General features: G+C 66.5%; 18 protein-coding genes and 2 pseudogenes. 13 read left to right on the forward strand and 7 right to left on the reverse strand.

The window, feature by feature from the left end; genetic code table 11:
• Nucleotides 1-42: 42 nt before the first annotated feature.
• Complete coding sequence (locus DES44_RS03445; RefSeq protein ID WP_058936201.1) at nt 43-420, reverse strand: SirB2 family protein; 378 nt, start codon at nt 418-420, stop codon at nt 43-45.
• Nucleotides 421-492: 72 nt separating this feature from the next.
• On the reverse strand, nt 493-1,623 hold the full coding sequence (locus DES44_RS03450) for an AIR synthase-related protein (protein WP_058936200.1): 1,131 nt from the start codon (nt 1,621-1,623) through the stop codon (nt 493-495).
• Between the two features lie 96 nt (nt 1,624-1,719).
• On the opposite strand from DES44_RS03450, the pseudogene dnaX reads away from it, so the two are divergent.
• The 5 genes and pseudogenes from dnaX to DES44_RS03475 all read left to right on the forward strand — a co-directional run.
• Nucleotides 1,720-2,844, forward strand: a pseudogene (dnaX, locus tag DES44_RS03455) (DNA polymerase III subunit gamma/tau); the annotation flags it as partial.
• A gap of 1,128 nt (nt 2,845-3,972) precedes the next feature.
• A complete protein-coding gene (locus DES44_RS03460) occupies nt 3,973-4,497 on the forward strand; it encodes a DNA polymerase III subunit gamma/tau C-terminal domain-containing protein (RefSeq protein WP_232310057.1) in 525 nt (174 codons plus the stop codon).
• 19 nt (nt 4,498-4,516) lie between these two features.
• Nucleotides 4,517-4,843 carry a YbaB/EbfC family nucleoid-associated protein gene (locus tag DES44_RS03465; protein WP_058936199.1) on the forward strand — a complete coding sequence of 109 codons (327 nt, stop codon included), beginning with the start codon at nt 4,517-4,519 and terminating at the stop codon, nt 4,841-4,843.
• Nucleotides 4,844-4,853: 10 nt separating this feature from the next.
• A complete protein-coding gene (recR, locus tag DES44_RS03470) occupies nt 4,854-5,441 on the forward strand; it encodes a recombination mediator RecR (RefSeq protein WP_058936198.1) in 588 nt (195 codons plus the stop codon).
• The gene (locus DES44_RS03475; RefSeq protein ID WP_058936197.1) at nt 5,438-5,827 is read left to right on the forward strand and encodes an MAPEG family protein; all 390 of its coding nucleotides are present in this window, start codon (nt 5,438-5,440) and stop codon (nt 5,825-5,827) included. Before recR ends, DES44_RS03475 begins: the two co-directional genes overlap by 4 nt.
• 110 nt (nt 5,828-5,937) lie before the next feature.
• On the opposite strand, the gene DES44_RS03480 is transcribed toward DES44_RS03475, so the two are convergent.
• Nucleotides 5,938-7,782, reverse strand: a complete 1,845-nt coding sequence (locus DES44_RS03480; protein WP_083525785.1) for a transglycosylase SLT domain-containing protein — start codon at nt 7,780-7,782, stop codon at nt 5,938-5,940.
• Nucleotides 7,779-8,570, reverse strand: coding sequence for a hydroxyacylglutathione hydrolase (gene gloB, locus DES44_RS03485; protein WP_058936196.1), 792 nt, complete (start codon nt 8,568-8,570; stop codon nt 7,779-7,781). Before gloB ends, DES44_RS03480 begins: the two co-directional genes overlap by 4 nt.
• 93 nt (nt 8,571-8,663) lie before the next feature.
• On the opposite strand from gloB, the gene DES44_RS03490 reads away from it, so the two are divergent.
• The 4 genes from DES44_RS03490 to DES44_RS03505 all read left to right on the forward strand — a co-directional run bounded on the left by DES44_RS03490 (nt 8,664) and on the right by DES44_RS03505 (nt 11,023).
• Complete coding sequence (locus DES44_RS03490) at nt 8,664-9,554, forward strand: class I SAM-dependent methyltransferase (RefSeq protein ID WP_375137506.1); 891 nt, start codon at nt 8,664-8,666, stop codon at nt 9,552-9,554.
• Between the two features lie 43 nt (nt 9,555-9,597).
• A complete protein-coding gene (gene rnhA / locus DES44_RS03495; protein ID WP_058937546.1) occupies nt 9,598-10,074 on the forward strand; it encodes a ribonuclease HI in 477 nt (158 codons plus the stop codon).
• 1 nt (nt 10,075) lies between these two features.
• Nucleotides 10,076-10,597 carry a deoxycytidylate deaminase gene (locus DES44_RS03500; RefSeq protein WP_058936195.1) on the forward strand — a complete coding sequence of 174 codons (522 nt, stop codon included), beginning with the start codon at nt 10,076-10,078 and terminating at the stop codon, nt 10,595-10,597.
• Between the two features lie 120 nt (nt 10,598-10,717).
• Nucleotides 10,718-11,023, forward strand: a complete 306-nt coding sequence (locus DES44_RS03505) for a hypothetical protein (RefSeq protein WP_058936194.1) — start codon at nt 10,718-10,720, stop codon at nt 11,021-11,023.
• Between the two features lie 244 nt (nt 11,024-11,267).
• Here the strand turns inward: DES44_RS03505 and DES44_RS24950 are convergent, their stop codons facing one another.
• A complete protein-coding gene (locus DES44_RS24950; protein ID WP_058936193.1) occupies nt 11,268-11,621 on the reverse strand; it encodes a hypothetical protein in 354 nt (117 codons plus the stop codon).
• A gap of 92 nt (nt 11,622-11,713) precedes the next feature.
• Between DES44_RS24950 and DES44_RS03510 the strand changes: the two genes are divergently transcribed.
• The gene (locus DES44_RS03510) at nt 11,714-12,427 is read left to right on the forward strand and encodes a glycoside hydrolase family 16 protein (protein ID WP_232309821.1); all 714 of its coding nucleotides are present in this window, start codon (nt 11,714-11,716) and stop codon (nt 12,425-12,427) included.
• 131 nt (nt 12,428-12,558) lie between these two features.
• On the forward strand, nt 12,559-13,305 hold the full coding sequence (locus DES44_RS03515; RefSeq protein WP_058936192.1) for a tetratricopeptide repeat protein: 747 nt from the start codon (nt 12,559-12,561) through the stop codon (nt 13,303-13,305).
• A 161-nt stretch (nt 13,306-13,466) separates the two neighbouring features.
• On the opposite strand, the gene DES44_RS03520 is transcribed toward DES44_RS03515, so the two are convergent.
• A complete protein-coding gene (locus tag DES44_RS03520; RefSeq protein ID WP_058936191.1) occupies nt 13,467-13,730 on the reverse strand; it encodes a hypothetical protein in 264 nt (87 codons plus the stop codon).
• A 237-nt stretch (nt 13,731-13,967) separates the two neighbouring features.
• On the opposite strand from DES44_RS03520, the gene DES44_RS03525 reads away from it, so the two are divergent.
• On the forward strand, nt 13,968-16,124 hold the full coding sequence (locus DES44_RS03525) for a S46 family peptidase (protein ID WP_058936190.1): 2,157 nt from the start codon (nt 13,968-13,970) through the stop codon (nt 16,122-16,124).
• A 68-nt stretch (nt 16,125-16,192) separates the two neighbouring features.
• Here the strand turns inward: DES44_RS03525 and DES44_RS03530 are convergent, their stop codons facing one another.
• Nucleotides 16,193-16,543 (reverse strand): PepSY domain-containing protein, encoded by a 351-nt coding sequence (locus DES44_RS03530; protein WP_083525782.1) that lies wholly within the window; start codon nt 16,541-16,543, stop codon nt 16,193-16,195.
• 175 nt (nt 16,544-16,718) lie between these two features.
• On the opposite strand from DES44_RS03530, the pseudogene DES44_RS26115 reads away from it, so the two are divergent.
• Nucleotides 16,719-16,907, forward strand: a pseudogene (locus DES44_RS26115) (S46 family peptidase); the annotation flags it as partial.
• Nucleotides 16,908-17,080: the final 173 nt, after the last annotated feature.

A 17,080-nucleotide genomic window follows, 5' to 3' on the forward strand; every position in this document is an offset into this window, starting at 1 on the left:
GTCGCGACGAAGACCGACGGTTCAAGCGCGTGGCTTGGCCGGCTACAAGCCCAACGCCACGTCCCGCGTGACGGACACTGCCACCACATACGCCAAGGCCATCAGCGCCACCAGGTATTCGAGGACGCGAAATTCCCCGCGCCCCAGCGCGAAGTGCCCGCTCGTGAAGTAGACCGCCAGCGCGATGAACTTGCCCACCATCCATGGTTCCGTGGTCGGGTCGTGGTGCAAGGCGCCCCACAGGCTCAGGCCGGACACCACGATCAGCACATGGCTGCTGAACACCAGCGTGCGCAGCCGCGCATCCATCACCCAGACCGCGCCGAACTGATGCGCCAGCCCGCGCACGACAAACAGGACCACGCTGCACCAGCCCAGCAGTGCATGCATCTTGACCATCGGCAGGTAGAACCAGTCCATGGAGGGTGAGCTTCGCCACCGCACCTGCCAAAGTCAATCCGTCGGAGCAGGGGGGAGATGCCCCCCGTGCCATCAGCGCAGCTGCAGGTCGTCGTCGCCAAAGCGGATGTTCAGCGGCTCGATCAGCAACTGCTTCTCGCCCGCTTCCACCGCTCCCGCCACCCAGGCGTCAATGCCGCAGGCCTTGGAGATCTCCACCACCTTCGCCGCCTGGTCCGCTTTCACGAACAGCGCAAAACCCGCGCCCATGTTGAGCGTGGAATAGGCTTCGCGGTCGTCCTGCTGCGCATGCTGCTGGATGAACTTCAGCACCGGCGTCACCGGCGGCACGGTGTGGATGCGGTAAGTGAACTTGCCAGGGTGACGCAGCAGCTTGCGCCAGCCGTGACCGGTGATGTTGGCGCAGTAGTGCGGCGTGATGCCGGCCTTGTACAGGGCCTCGGTCACCGGGGAATAGAGCGTGGTCGGGGCCAGCAGGGCGTCGCCGTAGGTCAGGCCGGGCTGCACCTCGGTCAGGTAGCCCTGCGGCAGGCGCTCGATCAGCTTGCGGGCCAGGCTCAGGCCGTTGGCATGGATGCCGCTGGAGGCCAGCAGGACGATGGCGTCGCCGTCGGCCAGCTTGTCGCCCACCGACAGGCGTTCCTTCGGATTGATCAGACCGGTGCAGGAGGCCGCCAGGTCGATGCGGCCCGCTTCCACGATGCCCGCCAGCGCCGGCGTCTCACCGCCGCCCCAGGCCACCTGGCAGGTGTCGCAGGCCTTTTTCCAGCCGGCCACCAGGGCTTGCGCCCGCTGGGCGTCGCCGAACCAGTCCGATCCGCCAGCCGCCCAGTAGGCCTGCACCACCAGCGGCGTGGCGCCGACGGTGATCAGGTCGTTCACCGCCATGGCGATGGTGTCCTGCGCGATGCCGTCGTAGTAGCTCTTGCCGGTGAGGGTGGCCATTTCGTCGGCCACCAGGGCCTTGGAGCCCAGGCATTCGACGATGGAGGCGATGTAGAACGGACCCACGTCCACCACGTAGGCGGACTCTCCGCGCGAGGCCTTGACCTCGGTGAAGCCATGCGCCGACAGGTGCCCGGCGGTGGCAGCCGCCGCGCGCTGGGCGCTGACCTTGAGCGGATCGATCAGGTCGTAATTGACACCGGCCTGCTCATAGCTCAGGGTGCCGGAGGAGGAATCTTGGGGGGCGTGGGTGCTCATGGGCGGGGATTATCCTTCACCTCTACTGACAAACCCTGGTCAACCCTTCGACCGGTCCCGCCGGCGGGTCGGGCGCCCCCCGTAGAATGCCGCGCCATGAGTTACCAGGTCCTCGCACGCAAGTACCGCTCCCGTACCTTCGAGGAGCTGATGGGTCAGGAGCATGTGGTGCAGGCCCTGGCCAATGCACTCACACAGCAGCGGCTGCACCATGCCTATCTGTTCACCGGCACCCGGGGGGTGGGGAAGACGTCCGTCTCCCGCATCCTGGCCAAGAGCCTGAACTGCATCGGCCCGGACGGGCAGGGCGGCATCACCGCCCACCCGTGCGGCGTCTGCGATGCCTGCCGGGACATCGATGCCGGCCGCTTCGTGGACTATGTGGAGCTGGACGCCGCCTCCAACCGCGGTGTGGAGGAAATCTCCCAGCTGCTGGACCAGTCGGTCTACAAGCCGGTGGTCGGGCGCTTCAAGGTCTACATGATCGACGAAGTGCACATGCTCTCGAACACCGCGTTCAACGCGATGCTCAAGACGCTGGAAGAACCGCCGGAATACCTCAAATTCGTGCTGGCGACGACCGACCCGCAAAAGGTGCCGGTGACGGTGCTGTCGCGCTGCCTGCAATTCAATCTGCGACCCATGGCGCCGCAGACGGTGCTGGAGCATCTGACCAAGGTGCTGACCATCGAGCAGGTGCCGGCCGAGCCCGGCGCCTTGCGGCTGCTGGCCCGTGCGGCCCGTGGATCGATGCGGGATGCGCTGTCGCTGACCGATCAGGCCATCGCCTTTGGTTCCGGCGAACTGAAGGAAACCGGTGTGCGCCAGATGCTGGGCAGCGTGGACCGCGGCCATGTGCTGGGCATCCTGCAGGCACTGGTGGCGGGCGACGGCGTGGCGCTGGTGGGGGCCTCGGACCGGCTGCGGGACATGGGCCTGTCGGCCGGTGGCACGCTGGAAGATCTGGCGGTGGCCTTGCAACATCTGGCGGTGGCGCAGGCTGCGCCGGGCGCTCTGGATGCGTCTGACCCGGACCTGGCCGAACTGCTGCCGCTGGCGACCCAGTTGCCGGCGGATGAGATCCAGCTGATGTACAGCATGGCGCTGCATGGCCGTCAGGAGCTGCCGCTGGCGCCCGATGAGTATGCGGGGCTGACGATGGTGCTGCTGCGCATGATGGCCTTCCGGCCGGAAGGCGGTGGGCCGCGTGGCGGCGGCGCGCCGAACGGGGGCGGCGGTGCCGCTGGCATGGGCGGTGCAGGGGCTGGCAGCATCGGTGCTGGCGCTGGTGGGGCTGCTGCGGGTGACGCGTCAGTCGGCGGTGCAACGGCTGGCAGTGCGCCGGCTGGTGGTGCTGCCACTGTCGGCGCGTCGGCCGGGGCCGCTACCGCGCATGGATCTGCCCTCAGAGGCGCTCCGGCAGCGGTCGCAGGCGCGGCGACGCCGGCCAATCAGGCCGCGACCCCGTCTGCAACGGAGGCAGCCGACGGGGCAAGTCCCGCCACCGTGCCAAGCGCAGCAACCACGTCGGCACCGAGCATCGCCGTGGTCCCATCATCCGATGGACGCGAAGCATCCGATGCGTCGAAGGCAGGCAGTGCGGGAAGTGCAGGCAATTCAGGCCATGCAGCTGATGCAGCCGATGCCGTCCCAGCATCAGCTACGCCCACGCAGGCTGCTGATGGCGACTCGCACCCTCAGCGACAGGCCACTGCACAGGCCGCGCCAGACGCGACTGCACAGTCGACCCCACACGCGACCCCACAGGCCACCGACGCGGACGCCTCCACCCACTCGAGCGCGTCCAGCAAATCTGGCGATGAGCGCGGCGCTCAAGCGCATCGTGAAGCACCGCCATGGGATGCTGCGTCGTCAGACCCTGACTTCGCGGCGTCCACGCACCCCGGTGCAACGGTCCGTTCGGAGGCACCGAGCGAGGGCTCGTCGTCCAGCGCCGTGTCGGTCAAGTCTTCCGCCGAGGCTCCTGCCCCAGCAGCGACATCGGCCTGCGCCCAGCGCTCCGCATCGACTGCAAGGGATGCAGCGGTAGCAGCGGATGCAGTGGCGCCCGCAGTCGCATTGGCAACTGCAGCGACGACGCCAGCAAACGCCCCCGCGCCTTCAGCCCCCGCTGCCCGCAGCACCGGCCAGCTCCGCGCGGCCCCCGCTGGCGCCCCGGCCACCCGCTTCAGCGACCGGCTGCGCCCTCGCGCTGCCCCGGTCCAGGCCGAGCCGTCTGAGCCGGCGGAGCCGCCCGAGGACCTGTCTCCCCCGCACGACGACGATGGCGCTCCGCCCTGGCTGGATGTGCCGCCGCCCTCCGACGAGGAAATGAGCGTCGGCCCGTCCATGCTGGACGGTGACCTCGCCGACCTGGACCCGGCCGCCGCCCAAGGCGCTGGCAGCGGAAATGGCAGCAACAGCGGAAATGGCGGAGACGGCATCTACCTCTCCACCGCCGTGGAGGAAGTGACCCTCGTCCCGACCGCCTTCGGTGAACGCTGGGCCAGTCTCGTGCCCCAGCTGGGCCTGAACGCCCTTGCGCGCGAACTGGCGCTGCAAGCCGAATGCGTCGCCATCGACGACCAGGCGTCGCCACAGCGCTGGCGTTTCCGGGTGGAACGCGAGTCCCTGCGCCAGCCGGCGCTGCAGGACAAGCTCCAGGCTGCACTCTCTGCCCACCTGGATGTGCCCGTCCAATTGGACATTGAGGCGGGCCGCGCCACCGACTCCCCGGCGCTGCGCGATACCATGGCGACCCGGGCGCGTCAGCGTCGCGCCGAAACGATCATTCTCGAAGACCCCGAGGTCCAGCAGTTGTTGTCGCAGTTCAAGACCGCGCGCATTCTGCCGGGGTCCATCAAACCTCTCTGAACCGACAAGGATCACCATCATGATGAAGGGTCAACTCGCAGGCCTGATGAAGCAGGCCCAGGCGATGCAGGACAACCTCAAGCGCGCCCAGGAAGAACTCGGCAATATCGAGGTGGAAGGCCAGTCCGGCGCCGGTCTGGTGAAGGTCACCATGACCTGCAAGCATGACGTCAAGCGCGTCGCCATCGACCCCAGCCTGCTGTCCGACGACAAGGACATGCTGGAAGACCTGGTCGCTGCCGCCTTCAACGACGCCGTGCGCCGCGCCGAAGAAGTCAGCCAGGAAAAGATGAGCAAGCTGACCGCCGGCATGCCCCTGCCTCCCGGCATGAAGTTCCCGTTCTGAACGGACGCGGGTGAACGCACTCGACCATCTGATCGAAGCCCTGCGGCGGCTGCCCGGGGTGGGCCAGAAATCGGCCCAGCGCATGGCCTATCACCTGCTGCAGCATGACCGTGCCGGGGCCGACGCCCTGGCCCGGGCCCTGCAGGAGGCGGCGCGCCATGTGCGCCACTGCGAGCGCTGCCACACCTTCAGCGAGACGGCGCTGTGCAAGATCTGCCAGGACACCAAGCGGGATGCCCGCCTGCTGTGCGTGGTGGAGTCGCCGGCGGACCAGGCTGCGATGGAACGCACCGCGTCCTACCACGGCTACTACTTCGTCCTGCAAGGGCGCCTGAGTCCGCTGGACGGCATCAGCACCCGCGAAATCGGCGTGGCGCCGCTGCTGGAGCGGGCCACCGATGGTCAGGTGGAAGAGGTGATTCTGGCCACCAGCTTCACCGCAGAAGGCGAGGCGACGGCCCATGTGCTGGCCGAGGCCCTCAAGGCCCGCGGCCTGCGTAGCACCCGGCTGGCGCGGGGCGTTCCGGTGGGCAGTGAGCTGGAATATGTCGACCTGGGCACCATCGCCCATGCCTTGGTGGATCGGAGACCTTCATGACGGTGGCCAACTATTGCATGATCGTTGCAGCGCTGCTGCCGGTTGTGTGCGCAGCGCTGGCGAAGTCCCGCGGCTACGGCAAGCGTCGCCGTGAGGGCGGCTTCGACAACCACGACCCCCGCAGCTGGCTCAGCCGTCAGACCGGCTGGCAGGCCCGCGCCAATGCGGCGCAGGCCAATGGCTTCGAGGCCCTGCCGCTGTTTTTCGCCGGGGTGCTGGCGGCGCAGCAGATGCATCTGGATCAGGGCCGCATCGACCTGCTGGCGGTGAGCTTCGTCGTGCTGCGGGTGGTGTTCATCGGGCTGTATCTGGCGGACCTTGCGTCGCTGCGCAGCCTGGTGTGGGTGCTGGGTGTGGCGACGTCCATAGCGTTGTTCTTCGCCTGAAGCGGCACCCGGCCGCCTGAAATAACAATGGCGCTCCTCGGAGCGCCATTTTTTTATCTCGCCAGCGGTCTTCGGGAAGACCGCCTCCACACGCGTGGTATCGACAGGCCTCAGCGCAGCGTCGTGGTGGACGGTGTCTTGGCCGTCGCCACATTGCCGCCGCCGTTGCGGTTGCTGGTGGCCACCCGCGCCGTGCGGGCCTTGCTGTTGCTGGCATTGCGCGGGCTCTTGGCTGCCACCTTGGTCGGCGTGCGCGTGGCCGTGGCGCGGACGGCCGGCTTGGCGCGGCCCTTGGCCGGTTCCGCCTCCGCCACCACCTGCTGGTTCTCACGCAGATACACCACCACCGCCTGGCCTGGCTTGAAGGTGGCCTTGGTGCTCACCCGGTTCCACTGGGCCACCTGCGTGGTGCTGATGCGATACCGGCGCGCCACGCTGGCCACGGTCTCGCCCTTGCCGGCCTTCAGCGACACGCGCCGCAGCGGCGGCACATCCGGGGCGAACATGATGCTGGCGTTGTCGGCCAGATGCTCGGACACGTCCTTGTCGCGCGAGGCATTGCGCGGCACCAGCAGCGTCGAGCCCTGCTTGACCAGCATGCGGGCCGGAATGCGGTTGATCTCGCGCAGGCCCGCCTCGCTCATGCCCACCTGCTTGGCGGCATCGGCCGGCTTCATGGTGCGCGGCACCACCCAGGCAGTCCAGGTGGCCAGCGGGCCGCGGTGTTTTTCCAGGTTGGTGACGAAGGTGCTGGCGTTGTCGTAGGGCAGCAGGATTTGTCCGCTGCTGGCCGCCAGGATCACCGGCTTGTTCATCTGCGGATTGAACTGGCGGAAGGTCTCCTCATCCAGCGAGGCCAGTTGGGCCGCCAGCGCCACGTCGATGTCCCGGTCGATGTTGACCGACAGGAAGTACGGGTGGTTGGACACCGCCGGCAGTTCCAGTCCGAAGGTCTCCGGATGCATCACGATGTTCTTGATGGCCTGCAGCTTGGGCAGGTAGTAGCGGGTTTCATCCGGCATGCGGATGTTGTCGTAGTCCGCCGGCAGGCCCAGCTTCTGGTTGCGGGCCACTGCACGGGACACATTGCCCTGGCCCCAGTTGTAGGCGGCCAGCGCCAGTTGCCAGTCGCCGTCGAACATCTTGTTCAGGCGCTGCAGATAGTCCAGCGCGGCACGGGTGGAGGCCAGTACGTCGCGGCGGTCGTCGCGGAAGATGTTCTGTTTGAGGTCGAAGTCCCGGCCGGTCGCGGGCATGAACTGCCACATGCCCACTGCCTTGGCCGTGGATTGGGCATCCGCGCGGAAGGCGCTCTCGACGAAGGGCAGCAGGGCCAGTTCCATCGGCATGCCGCGCTTTTCCACTTCCTCCACCACGTGATAGAGGTACAGGCTGCCGCGGCCGGTCATGCGGGCGACGTAGTCGGGACGGGTGCTGTACCAGTCTTCCGCCTTGCGCACCAGGTCGTTGTCCAGCTCGGGCATGGCCATGCCGGCGCGGATGCGGGACCACAGGTCAACATGGGTCTTGGGCGCATCCAGGTCCACCTTCTGACCCGGGTTGAGGTTGTCTTCCAGCAGCACGTCCAGTTTGTCTTCGGGCGCGGCGGCGCCGGAAGCGGCTGCCGCTGCGGCCACCGAGGTCTTGGGCATCTGCGGGGCATCCATGCCGGCCGGGGTCGCGGCAGAGGCCGCGGCTTCCGCAGCCAGAGGGCTGGCCGGCGTCGTACCCGCAGCCCCGGATGGCGTGCCGCGCGGCACGCCGGCGCAAGCGGCCAAGGTGAGGGACACCAGCGCCGCGATCAGCGTCAGCGCCGGACGTGAACGCGGAGCCTCCAGACGGCGGCGCTGGGAGACGGGTGCTGCTGCGCTGTAGGAGCCGGGGGCGCCGTCCTGGATCGTGGAGGCACTGGACAGCGAGTGGAGCAGGCGGAAATAGGCGGGGAGTCGATTCATCGGAATTCGTTCTTCCATTGGCGCAGAGCGGCAAGCACCGATGCGGGTTCAGGGCCGACGCGCGGATCGAAGTGTTGCGCCGACTGCCGGACCTCGGTCTGGCTGCAACGCAGGAATGGGTTGATCTGCAACTCCAGGGACAGGGTGGAGGGCAGGGTGGGGCGATGGTGGGCTCGCTCGGACTGGCACCAGGCCTCGTGCTGGACGATGGCCTCGTTGCCGGGCTCGACCGCACGGGCGAATCGCAGGTTGGACAGGGTGTACTCGTGGGCGCAGCACACGCGGGTTTCGCCCGGGAGCGCCGCCAGCCGGCTCAAGGAGTCGTACATCTGCGACGCCGTGCCTTCGAACAGGCGGCCGCAGCCGGCGGAGAACAGGGTGTCCCCGCAGAACAGAATGGGGGTGCGCAGCGGGCCTTGCGAGGTCGCCGGCAGGTAGAACGCGATGTGGCCGGCGGTGTGACCCGGCACGTCCAACACTTCGACCGCTTGTCCTAACCACTCGAAGTGGTCGTTGCCCTGCATGGGTTGGACGGGGACTGGCATCTTTTCGTGGGCGGGGCCCCAGACCTGACCGGTCGGCGCCAGGATTTCCATCAGTTCAGACAGGCCGCCGACATGATCGCCATGGTGGTGCGTCACTAGAATGCCCTGAAGCTCAAGTCCCCGGGCGGTCAGCGCCTCCTTCACCGGAGAGGCTTCGCCCGGGTCCACGACAAGCGCCTGGCTGCCGTTGTGCAGCAGCCAGATGTAGTTGTCGGTGAAGGCAGGAAGGGCAATCAGTTCCATGCGGTCCAAGCAATGACGAAAGCGAGCCAGGACGATGACCCGGCGCCGATTGTAGAGTCGGTGCTGCCCGCTCCCGGGCTGGCAGCCGAGGAGCTGGCGGCGTGGTTACGCACGCCCCCCGGCCAGTACCTGCTGGCCTGGGAGCAATCCTTCATCGACACCGCAGTGGTCGACCTGTTTGGTTTCCATGCGATGCAGTTGGGGCTTCCCCAGCTGGAAGGCTTGCGGGCGAACCGCATGCCGCAACGCTGGCTGGTGATGGATCATGTTCCAGCGCCTCTTTCAGCCCATCCTTCAGCCCATCTTTCAACGTCCGACCCGGTAGAGGCCTCCGGGCTGCCGGACAGCCGCATCATGCCCTTGCATGTGCTGCCGGAGCCCCGGGCTTTGCCGGCACCCTCCGCGGCTGCCCTGTATTGTGAGTTCGATGCGCTGCCATTTGAAGCGAACAGCCTCGATCTTGTCGTTCTTCCGCACACGCTGGAGCTCACCGGCAATCCGCATCGGGTGCTGCGGGAAGTGGAGCGCGTGCTGCGTCCGGAGGGAAGGGTGGTCATTCTGGGGCTGAATCCGGCCAGTCTCTGGGCGCTCAGGCAGAATCTGGCCCGGGTGAATGGGCGCATGTTCCAGCGCACCCACCATGGAGACACCCGGCCGCCGCGTCTGTTCCTGCCGGATGAAGGCGAGTACATCGGCTACTGGCGTCTGCGGGACTGGCTCCGCTTGCTGTCATTTGAGGTCGAACGCGCCGCGTTTGGTTGCTATCGGCCGCCATTGGTCAGTCAGGCCTGGCTGGACCGCTGGCAATGGATCGAAAAGCCGGGTGGCAAGTGGTGGACGGTGCTGGGGGCGCTGTATGGCGTGGTGGCGGTGAAGCGGGTGCATGGCATGCGGCTGATCGGCCTGGCCCGCAAGAAAACCCGCGCAGCGAAGGCGGCGCCTGCGGTGGCCTTGAACCAGCAGCCCCATCGGCGGATGAAGTGAGCCCGACCGGGCCCGATTATTTGAAGTGCAGAATCAGACCACCATGACCGAAGTTTCCGCGCCTGCGGCGCCCCGCATCAGCAAACCGAGCGTTGTCATCTATACCGACGGCGCCTGCAAGGGCAATCCCGGCCCGGGAGGGTGGGGCGCCTGGTTGAGCAGCGGCGGGCATGAGAAAGAGCTCTGCGGCGGCGAGGCCAACACCACCAACAACCGCATGGAGCTGACGGCCGTCATCGAGGCCCTGACCTCGCTCAAGCGCAGCTGCAACATCGTCATCTACACCGACAGCGAATATGTTCGCAAAGGCATGACGGAATGGATCAGCGGCTGGCAGCGCCGGGGCTGGAAAACGGCGGATGGCAAGCCGGTCAAGAATGCCGAGCTCTGGCAGCGGCTCGATGCCCTGCGCAAGCTGCATCAGGTGGAATGGCGCTGGGTGAAGGGCCATGCCGGCGACCCCGGCAATGAACGCGCAGACGCCCTGGCCAACAAGGGCGTGACGATGGCGGGGCGCTGACATGGACAACCGGCCGCTGATCGACTGGCATTCGATGTTCATGGGCGTGGCCCTGCTGGCCAGTGCCCGGTCCAAGGACAGCCGCAAGCGCAATGGCGCCTGTATTGCCAGCGCGGACTACAAGATCGTCGGGGTGGGCTACAACGGCCTGCCGCGTGGCTGTGACGACAACGACCCCACCTACTGGCAGGACGACGACAACGACCCGCTGCACTCCCGTCACAGCTACATCGTGCATGCGGAGGTCAATGCCATCCTCAACTGCGTGGTGCTGCCGCTGACCGGAAGCACCATCTACACGACGCAGTACCCGTGCCCGAGATGCGTTCAGTCCATCATCCAGGTCGGCATCCAGCGGGTGGTGTACCTGGAGAAGAAGAGCCATCAGGTGGCGCTGAATGAAGCGTCGGCCAAGATGCTGCAGGACGCAGGCATCGATGTGCAGGCCCTGCAGGAGATGGAGATGCAGGCGGCCACCTGGTGCCAGGAGCTGTCCAGTTTCATTGCGAAGCCGGGACGCTGAAGTCCCCTGAGGGATTGAAGCCTTGAACTGGCCGGTATTGGCCCTGCTTTTCCGGCTCAAGTTTGGCGCCGGGCCCGCGCATCATGGCGACCTGTTCCTCCGGATTCTTCGAGGCCCGCCATGCAAGCCACCCCCATCCCGCCCCACCTGCTGCCCGAATCAGCCCACGGCGCCTATGGCTGGGTGCCGGACCTGGGCCTGACCGTGAGCGGCCCTGCCGCCATGGACGATCTCTGGCAGCTGGAAGCGCTGATGACGGATCAAGGCATGAAGCTGCAAGCCACCCGGATGGTGTACGACCGCAGCTACGCGCTGGACCGGCTGGCCTGCGCCTACGCCCGTGGCGACGAGACGCTGCGCGATCTGGCCCAGCGCATCTTCGACAGCTTCCAGCGTCGGGGTGAGTGGATCGGGCTGGCGCACTGAGGCGCTGACAAACCCCGTTCTGTTGGCCTCTCTGTTTGCTTCTCTGTTTGCTCCACTGTTTCCCGCTCTGTTTCCGCTTCACGAGCAAGGTAACGGGATGCAGAGGGCCGCATCCGTAGGTCGACGGCTTGCTGTTGCCGTGAAGCCGAAGTCGCGCTTCCCTCACTGACGTCCGGGGCTCCCGCCCTCGGATACATGTCATGACAGCCCGCCCCAGGGGACTCTTGATACTGACCTTGAGTAGTCAGACATCAAGTACGGACCCCGATGGACCCCAAACAATTCGCCCCTCTCCTCGCATGCCTGTTCCTGGTCGCCTGCGGCGGGGGGAGCAACGACACCACGGATCCGCAACGGCCAGTGGGGAATGCGCCATCGCCGTCGCCTGCGCCAGCTCCATCGCCTGCACCATCGCCAGCACCTGCACCTGCACCTGCACCTGCACCTGCACCTGCCCCCGGGCCGTCGCCCGCGCCGGCACCTGCGCCGGGACCAGCACCATCGCCTGCTCCTGCTCCTGCTCCTGCTCCTGCACCCGCGCCCGCACCTGCGCCAGCGCCTGTGCCGTCGCCTTCCCCATCGCCATCGCCATCGCCATCGCCCTCACCGGCGCCTGCTCCTTCACCCGCCCCCGCCCCGAACCCTCCGCCCATCCAACACTCCGCCGACGTCCCCTCCGGCTACACCCTGGTGTGGAACGACGAGTTCAACGGCTCCGGCCTTCCCGACGCCACCAAGTGGGTCTACGACACCGAAGCCAATCGCACGGGCTGGTACAACAATGAAGAGCAGTACTACGCGGTCGGCAAGACGGACTATTCGCGGCAGCAGGACGGCAAGCTGCTGATCACGGCACGCAAGGCGTCAATGAGCGCCGAGCCCGACTGGGGCGGCCAGATCTACACGTCCGCACGGCTGATCACCCGCGGCAAAGCCAGCTGGACCTACGGCTTCTTTGAGGTACGCGCCAAGATGCCCTGCGGGCAGGGCACCTGGCCCGCCATCTGGATGCTGGGCACCGCCGACACCTGGCCCGATAGCGGAGAGATCGACATCATGGAACACGTGGGCATGTACCCGGACACCGTGTCCGCGACCATCCACACTCGATCGACCGCAGGCACCAGCGGCAACGGCGCTGAGCTGAAGGTGCCCGACGCCTGCTCCGCCTTCCACAACTACCAGGCCACCTGGACAGCCGACAGCATCGTCTTCGCCGTGGACGGCAAGCCCTTCCACACCTACGTCAACAAGGGAACAGGCAGCGCGAGCTGGCCGTTCAACAAGCCGCAGTACCTGCTGCTGAACCTGGCCATCGGCGGAGAGATGGCCGGTTGGGTGGATCCCGCCGTGCTGCCGCGGACCTTTGAGGTGGATTACGTCCGTATTTACCAAAGGCGCTGACACAACAAGGGCACTGACACAGGAACCGCCGACAATATGCCCCGGTTCCTGAGCCGTCAGCCTTCAAGAGCTCAGCCAGGACCCGGTCGCAGTGACCGTTCCATCACAACAATCATGGCAGGGAGGCGGCGATGCCCTTCGTCGGAATCGGATTTCATATTCTGTTGGCGCTGTTCTGCGCCGTGCACGTGGTGCGCAATGGTCAGCAGCTGTACTGGCTGATCATCCTGTTTTCGTTCCCGCTGCTGGGCAGCCTGGTCTACCTGTTCGTGATCGTGCTGCCGCATTCGAGGCTGGAGCGCAGTGCTCGCCGCGTCGTGCGGTCCGCCGCCCGTGCCATGGACCCGGGGCGCGAGCTGCGCGAGGCCCATGCCGCGTTTGAAGAGACGCCCACCGCTCAGAATCAGATGCGCCTGGCGGCCGCACTGCTGGACGCGGGTGAGGCGACCCAAGCGGCCGAGCGTTATCAAGCCTGCCTGCAGGGCCCGTTTGCCAAGGACCTGGACATCCGTCTGGGCGCGGCGCGTGCATTCCTGGAAGCCGGCAATCCCGGCAAGGCGTGGGAGCATGTGCAAAGCATGCGCGCCGAGCAGCCCACCTTCCGGGCCGAAGCCGTGGCCCTGCTGGCCGCGCGGAGCCTGGCCGCCTTGGGGCAGGACAGTGCGGCACGAGCGGAATTCGAGTCCGCCAGCGAACGCTTTGGCAGTGTGGAAGTCTGGGCCGAGTATGCAATCTGGGCGCTGAAGACCGGGGACCAGGCCACGGCCGATCCACTGCTGGCCCGTATCGACAAGGTGAGCGCCAAGTGGAATCAGCTCACGCGCCAGTTGAACGAGCCGGTGATGCGGCGCCTGCGGGCAGCGCGCAAGCCGGGCTGAACGCTGCGCTGGCGGCTTTGCCCAGCACGCAAGCTGGGCTGAACGCTGCTACGGCGGCTCCGCCCGGAGCACTCACCACCCCTCCGAGCCAAGGCCTGGGTGGGGCGCCGTCACTGGATCGCGCGTTCTTCGCGGGCCCTGGCCCAGCGTTCCCGACGCGCTTAGAGCGCCGTCAGCCAATCGCAGCGCAGACGGCCGGTCTGATGCAAGCGCCGCCTGCCGCCCGTGTAGGCCATGGGCAGCATCCACGCCCCGAAACACAGCGGCAAGGCCATCCAGGCCTTGATCAGCAGCACGCCCGGCACGCCCATGAAGCCGAGCATCCACAGCGTCAGCACCACGTTCCACACCGCCAGCTCCACCGGATGGCGGCCGCTGTGCATGACCATCCAGCGCTTGACTTGACTGAGCTGTTGAAGGGTCATGGCGGGCTCCTGGACTGCGGAAAAAGGACGTGGATCGGGTGATGGGAAAGGGACCGCCGATTGTAAGTTTGCTGTCAGTACCGGGGAAATCCCTAAGGTGTGACATGTTTGGCGTTGTTTTGCGGGCCTGAAGACAACACCCGTTGTTCGGGGGGTGTCCAACCGCACGGGGTCAGTGGGCCCGGGGTCGTGTAAGGTTGCGCCCTTCTCAAAATTCCGTCTGGACAGGAGTCCTGCATGAAAAGTTTGATCTGGGCCACACTGGCTCTGGGTGCGTTGTCCGCACAGGCTCACGAGGGCATGTGGATGCCGCAGCAGCTGCCCCAGGTGGCCAAGGATCTGAAGGCGGCCGGTCTGGCCATTGACCCGACGCGCCTGTCCACCCCCATCGGTTACCCGATGGGAGCCGTGGTGAGCCTGGGCGGCTGCACGGCTTCCTTCGTGTCGCCGCAGGGTCTGGTCGTCACCAACCACCACTGCGCCTATGGCAGCATCCAGTTCAACTCCACCCCGGAGCGGGACCTGCTCAAGAACGGCTTCCTGGCGCCGACGCTCAAGGACGAGCTGCCGGCCGCACCGGGCAGCCGCGTGCTGGTGACGGTGGCGCTGACGGATGTCACGAACCAGATCATCGATGCCAAGACGGCCGCCCTGAAGGGCAAGGCCCGTGTGGATGCCATCGAGAAGAATGAGAAGGCCCTGGTGGCCGAATGCGAAAAGGACGTCGGCCATCGCTGCAACGTCTACGCCTTCTACGGCAGCCTGCAGTACCAGCTGATCAAGCAGCTGGAGATCCGCGACGTGCGCCTTGTGCATGCGCCGGCGCAGGGCGTGGGCCTGTTTGGTGGCGACACCGACAACTGGATGTGGCCGCGCCACACCGGCGACTACAGCTTCTACCGCGCCTACGTGGGCCCGGACGGCAAGCCGGCGGACTTCAGCCCCAACAACAAGCCCTACCAGCCGCAGCACTTCCTGAAGATGGCCAGCTCGCCGCTGAACGAGCGGGACTTCGTGATGGTGGCCGGCTACCCCGGCCGCACCAACCGTCTGCGCCTGCCGTCGGAAGTGGACTTCGCCTTCAACTGGGAAATGCCCAACCGCGTGAAGGCGATGGGCGAGCAACTGGCCACCATCCGTGAAGCCACGGCCGGCCGTCGCGATGCGGAAATCAAGCTGGCCAACACCGTGGCTGGCGTGGGCAACTACTACAAGAACTATCAAGGCCAACTGGCCAGCTATGCCGACGCAGCCATCCTGCCGCAGAAGCAGGCGGCCTATGCGGAGCTCAAGGCCTGGGTGAATGCCGATGCCAAGCGCCGCGAGCTGTACGGCCCGTCGCTGGCCGATGTGGACCGTCTGCTGGCAGAGCGTCAGGCCATCACCCGCCGCGAGTTCCTGCTGAGCTACGCCACGCCCAGCCTGCTGAACCAGGCGCGTGACCTGTACGAGCAGGCCCTGCAGTCGCAAAAGCCCGATGCCGAGCGCAAGACCGGCTACCAGGAGCGTGACCAACTGCGCCGTCGCCAGGCGATGGACGCTGCGGAGCGCCGCTTCGATGCCGTGACCGACAAGAAGGTGGTGAGCCACTTCCTGGTCCAGTATCTGGCGCAACCGGCTGATCAGCTCAATGCTGCCTTCCTGTCGGCACTGGGTCTGCGTCAGGGCATGGACGCTGCTGCCGTCACCGCGCGTGTGGACGAGCTGTATGCCGCCTCGAAGCTGGCCGATGCCGGTGGCCGTCAGGCCTGGCTGGGTCGCACGCCGGCCGACTTCGCCGCCAGCACCGATGTGATGGTGAAGGCCGCCGTGGCCCTGCACGCCGATGACGAAGCGCGCGAGACGCGTGACCGTGAACTGGCGGGTCAGATCCAGGAAGCCTATGCGGGTGCCATGCGTGCCCTCATCGCTTTCGAAGGCAGCCGCGGCAAGGCCGTGTATCCGGACGCCAACAGCACGCTGCGGGTGAGCTTCGGCCAGGTGTTGGGCCGCAACCCCGGCACCGATGGCACCACCTGGACCGCTTTCACCACGCTGCGCGGTATCGTGGCCAAGCACACCGGCACGGGCGAGTTCAACGCCCCGGCCGAGCAGCTGGCGGCTATCAAGGCCCGCAACTTCGACAAGTACGGTGTGAAGGCGCTGGACTCGGTGCCGGTCAACTTCCTGGCCACGCTGGACACGACGGGCGGCAACAGCGGCTCGCCGGTGCTCAACAGCAAGGGTGAACTGGTGGGGCTGCTGTTTGACGGCACGCTCGATGCGCTGATTTCGGATTGGGTCTTCAATGACAAGACCACCCGCAGCATCTGCCTGGATGCGCGCTACATGCTGTGGCAGATGAAGGTGGTGGACAAGGCCGACCGACTGCTGAAGGAAATGAACGCCCTGTGAGCGTTTGAAGCCTGAAAGAAAGCCCCGCGCTGGCATGGTCAGCGCGGGGCTTTTTGTTTGAGCCGCTCTTAGTTGGTGGGATGGGGCTTGTTGGACTTGCCCACTTGACCGCGTGTGCCCGCCCAGTAGCGCGAGGTGTCGGCACCAGGGCGGAAGCGGACTCCCAGCTCCAGGACCGCCAGCGTTGCGGGTTCGAAGGTCAGGGTCACCCAATTGCCGTCAGCGTCTCGGCCGCGGATCTCGTAACAGCCATCGTCGATGCGCAAGCTGTCGGTCGTCAGGCCCAGTTCGGTCGCCCGGGCCGTCACGGCCTCGCGCGGCTGCCACTCGGCCGTGGCTCGGTGGCAATCGACGTTGGCCCGAGCCGCGCCGGAGGCGGTCAGCGCGATCAAGACGGCGATGGGCAAGAGACGTTTCATCGTGGGGATCCTTTGTGCTTGATATCCAGAGAGTTCGCTGCCGTGGCGGCTGCAGCCGGACGCTGGAGCGACCAGTGCTGGCGCTTCACGTCAGCGAGGTCGGTGAGTGATCTGTGGATCGAGGAATGTTCAATGCCCACCGGGTTGGCATGCTGGATGTCGCGGAGCGCGCGCGAACAGCGGCTCGCCGGTGCTCAACAGCAAGGGCGAACTGGTGGGGCTGCTGTTTGACGGCACGCTGGATGCGCTGATTTCGGATTGGGTCTTCAATGACAAGACCACCCGCAGCATCTGCCTGGATGCGCGCTACATGCTGTGGCAGATGAAGGTGGTGGACAAGGCCGACCGACTGCTGAAGGAAATGAACGGCTGTGAGCGTTTGAAGCCTGAAAGAAAGCCCCGCGCTGGCATGGTCAGTGCGGGGCTTTTTGCTTGAGCCGCTCTTACTTAGTTGGTGGGATGCGGCTTGTTGGACTTGCCTACTTGACCGCGTGTGCCCGCCCAGTAGCGCGAGGTGTCGGCACCAGGGCGGAACGG

The sequence above is a fragment of the Roseateles depolymerans genome (assembly GCF_003387155.1).
Taxonomy (GTDB): Bacteria; Pseudomonadota; Gammaproteobacteria; order Burkholderiales; family Burkholderiaceae_C; genus Roseateles; species Roseateles depolymerans.